The organism is Rhizorhabdus sp., from assembly GCF_018006725.1.
GTDB lineage: Bacteria > Pseudomonadota > Alphaproteobacteria > Sphingomonadales > Sphingomonadaceae > Rhizorhabdus.
This window is the reverse complement of record NZ_JAGMXV010000393.1, coordinates 1-3,329: the sequence shown is the minus strand read 5'-3', so window position 1 is coordinate 3,329 and position 3,329 is coordinate 1. Positions and strand designations below refer to the sequence as shown.

The following is a 3,329-nucleotide window of genomic DNA, read 5'->3' as shown; positions in this document are numbered from 1 at the left end:
GGAGTGATGGAAACTTGCTATAGCATCAACGGAACTGACTTTGACTTGTGTGACAAGGCCGAAGTGCTTTCCGTACTGGAGGACGAGGGCCTGCTGAAAATAGGAGCCACATATCATGAGATGGAATTTCGTCGCATACAGCCAAAGGATTTGTTCTCGGCAGAGGATTTTACCGAAAGCATTGCCGAGCGCCTTTTCGACACGGCTGACTATTGCCCAGACGGCTGCCCGCCAGTGACGCGAGCGGCGACGGAAGAACTGGAAAATTTTGTGTGGGCATGGATCGATCGGAACGCGATCCCCGACAACTACTGGATTTGTGTTAGCGAGACGCGAGAGAAGCACGTTACTACTGAAGACCTACTGGCGAGGGGGAGTGATGAGTAATGTTATTCCGCTGGGCAAAGTGACGCATCTTGACCTGTCCCCCGACCAAGTGCTGCACGGCGCAATGGGCGAGTTGAGCGCGCTGGTAATCATGGCGTGGGACAAAGACGGGGACCTGTATTTTGCCAGCACCATGTCCGACGGCGGGGAGGTGCTGTGGCTTATGGAGCAGTGCAAGAAAAGACTACTCGAATCGGCGAAGGAGGAGGAGAAGCGATGAACGAACCACGATATTGTAAGGACTGCAAACATTCGCGCGAGGAGGAAACCAGCACCGCATTTCTCACATGCATGCACCCTAAAATAATCAGTACAAGCGTAAGGGCACTGGCCCGCAGCACCGATGCGCACATGTACGGAGTAGATTGCGACGCTGAACGCTCTTATAACGGCTGGCTCCCGAAATGCGGCATACGGGGCAAACTTTGGGAGGCGAGATCGGCGGATGAAAAGCGCCAGAATCTGATCGAGCCTTTGATTTCATTTGCGATTTGTATGGGCGCCAGTCATTGCGCGCCCGTTTATCACATTGCCGGACAGCCCTGCCCGCGCTGCTCAATGGGACTCGCGGCCCCGAGTGACCCGCCACCACTCTGCACCCAAGAGGATCTGGACGCCCTGCTGATCTCTAGTGGGATTTGGGGGCCCGTGCTTGCTGAAGTGCTTACAGAAGCAGGTATGGCGATAGAGAACGAGCACGGCTGCAAAGTAGGCGAGACGTTTCAGCAATATGGATGGGTGCGTCGTGCTCGGACACTGCTTGGATTCGAGAACAACGAGGAGGTGGATGATGGGGGGTGACGTGAAGGTTAGCTTTCTTTCTACCGATGAATTCTGGGACAAAATGTGCGATCCGCGATTCATGCGCGTTTCGTTAAGGCAGGGCGCCCTTACGTCCAAAACGATTCAAAATAATCAGATTGTAAGTTGTTGATTTTGTTGATGCGCATTTCGAGTTATGAACCGGTTTAGACGTGCGATTCAGGCGTCCGGGAAGGGCCGCATATACCGAGGGAAAACACATGAGTAGAGTATTGGCGCTTTCGTTGCTCATACTGGCCGCAGGCGTCGTCGCAGACGAGGACGACTACATCATCCGTCACCGAGACGCGATCGAGGCCGACAGCTACAACGACCGTGCAGGGAATATCTCATCCGACTATGACCATGACGGGACGCCAAACTTCATCGATCCCTTCGACGATGATCAGCTCATCGACATGGGCGATCGGGACTTTGATGGCGACGGGACACCGAACTATATTGACCCGTATGATGATGACTGGCTGGAGCCTTAACGCGGTTTGCGCACCAGATTGGCAGGGCCGGCAATGAAGGACAGCGGTCTGGCGCCGTTCATTTTCTATCTGGTCATGTTGTTTCTGTTTGGGGTCGTCCCCCTGATAGCAACGCTGCTATGGACGATCCTGCGCTAATTTGACCCGCTCGTTGAATCGCGTCATCGCCTCGGTGATCTGGTCGTCGATCGCCCGAACAGCGGCCCGATCGGCATCGCCTTCAATCAGACCGCGCTTCTTGCGCCTGAGCATCTGCACCCGGCGTTCGAACAGCCCAGCCATCTTTCCGAGCCGCGCCTCCGGGTGATCCGCGACGTATTTGGCGTAATCCAGCCCGTCCTCGCGCATCCCCTTGACGGCACCTGACTGCACATTGATGTCGCGCAGGTTGTTGTAGAACCGATTTGCCTGTGGCGCCTGGCCGGCTGCCTCTCCGTAGAAGCGCCCGACAAGCGGTATCTTGTAGGCGGGCAACTCCTCGCCGCTGGTGATCGCGCTCGCCGTTGTGGCCAGCTTGCCCACCTCTCTCCCAGCGCCCCCGGTGATCTGGCCAATCAGGTATTCAATTTGGTCCGGGGTCGGGCTGGCAATGCCGCGGGTATAGGCAGTTCCGCCCGACAGGGTGTTGATCGCCTCTGCCACCCACTTGGCCGGATAGCTGGCCGTGTCTCGAGCGCGCGTGAACCCTGGGGTTGGGTGCAGATTGCTGAAGTCCTCACGAGCGATCGGCTTGCCCGTCCAGTCTTTGTTCATCCCCAGCGCAACCAGCGGATCGGTGATCGTCGGTGAAACAATCTGCGCGATAGGAGCTGATCCGCCCAGCGGGTTGAACGCATCGGCGATCACACCCAATAACGCGCCTGCTTTTTCAGGGGTTTTGCCGTACAGCATGGTCTCGGTGATCAGCCTGCCGATATTGGGCAGCACGTTGAATCCGAGCGGCATGGGGATCGTCACATACTTACCGCCGCCGATGGGAATGATGATGTTTCGCTCGCGCACGAAATCCGGCGGCTCGTCATCGCCAAACCCCGCCGCGGCGAGGGCCAGAGCCTGCAGCGAACCCATCAGGATTCCGCCGTAGATGATGCGCTTGCCTGCCGGCCCACGAAGCGTGTCTACCATCCGCGCCATGCCCTGAACGGATGCGTTAAAGAACGCATACAGCGCGCCAAGCTGCTGCGCATCCGCCCCCTTGCGGTTGAAATTCACCGTCAGGTTTTTGGCAATGCTTGCCGCGCGCTCCTTGCTCATCCCGCTGTCCAGCCCGGCCTTGTAGGCGGCCAGCCGAACGGAATTCTCCATCACATAGTTGTAGTCACTGAGCCACTGGAACAGGGGGCGAACCCCCCTATCGACAGCCAGGATGGCCGGCTTTTCGATGAAGCCATTGGCGGTGAGCACTTTCCCCCACGGCCGTTTGGTCCACCAGTCGGGGTCGAGAGAGTGCTGAATAGCCTCCGTGCGCTCCTTGCCGGTGCGAAACAGATCCCGATAGCCCGTCTTTCCGCCGGCCAACCCGAAATCGCGAGCCAGCGTCTCCCATTGCCCGTCGAACCGTGCAAACCCGTGTTTCGCGGCGCCGGTCAGTATCGCGGCAGAATCGCGCATGATACCCGACTGCTGCCCCGCCAATGCCGTATT

The 3,329-nt window shown here is 57.8% G+C and carries 5 protein-coding genes; 4 read left to right on the top strand and 1 reads right to left on the bottom strand.

Features of this window, described 5'->3' with window-relative positions:
• The 4 genes from KAY22_RS26640 to KAY22_RS26625 all read left to right on the top strand — a co-directional run.
• Positions 1 to 387, top strand: a 387-nt coding sequence (locus KAY22_RS26640; RefSeq protein WP_296626086.1) for a hypothetical protein, incomplete at its 5' end; no start/stop codon positions are given.
• The gene (locus KAY22_RS26635; RefSeq protein WP_296626085.1) at positions 380 to 607 is read left to right on the top strand and encodes a hypothetical protein; all 228 of its coding nucleotides are present in this window, start codon (positions 380 to 382) and stop codon (positions 605 to 607) included. The genes KAY22_RS26640 and KAY22_RS26635, both read left to right, overlap by 8 nt.
• Positions 604 to 1,188 carry a hypothetical protein gene (locus tag KAY22_RS26630; protein WP_296626084.1) on the top strand — a complete coding sequence of 195 codons (585 nt, stop codon included), beginning with the start codon at positions 604 to 606 and terminating at the stop codon, positions 1,186 to 1,188. The genes KAY22_RS26635 and KAY22_RS26630 overlap by 4 nt, the downstream gene beginning before the upstream one ends.
• Positions 1,189 to 1,409: 221 nt before the next feature.
• Positions 1,410 to 1,685 (top strand): hypothetical protein, encoded by a 276-nt coding sequence (locus KAY22_RS26625; RefSeq protein ID WP_296626083.1) that lies wholly within the window; start codon positions 1,410 to 1,412, stop codon positions 1,683 to 1,685.
• 117 nt (positions 1,686 to 1,802) lie between these two features.
• Here the strand turns inward: KAY22_RS26625 and KAY22_RS26620 are convergent.
• Positions 1,803 to 3,329 (bottom strand): LPD38 domain-containing protein (locus KAY22_RS26620; RefSeq protein WP_296626082.1); only part of this gene is annotated, 1,527 nt, incomplete at its 5' end.